The organism is Pelomonas sp. KK5, assembly GCF_001984095.1.
Lineage (GTDB): Bacteria > Pseudomonadota > Gammaproteobacteria > Burkholderiales > Burkholderiaceae_C > KK5.
This window is the reverse complement of sequence record NZ_LYVQ01000618.1, coordinates 1-202: the sequence shown is the minus strand read 5'-3', so window position 1 is coordinate 202 and position 202 is coordinate 1. Positions and strand designations below refer to the sequence as shown.

The window sequence follows — 202 nt, the reverse complement described above, 5'->3', positions numbered from 1 at the left end:
TGGGCCGAGGTGAGGGCGACGATGTCGCCGGTGGTCAGCGCATGGATCTGCGCCGAGCTCATCGCCTTCAGGCCGGCGGTGCCCAGGGCGACGACGTCTTCGGTCGTCATCGTGGCGACCTGAGCGGTGCCGATGGCGGCGACCTGGCTGCTGGTCAGCGAGGGGATCTGGCTGCTGGTGAGGGCGTTCAGCGTGTCGCTGC

General features: G+C 69.8%; 1 protein-coding gene. It reads right to left on the bottom strand.

Going from position 1 to position 202, the window contains the following annotated elements; genetic code table 11:
* Nucleotides 1–202, bottom strand: a 202-nt coding sequence (locus B0W88_RS34335) for a hypothetical protein (RefSeq protein WP_158081019.1), incomplete at both ends; no start/stop codon positions are given.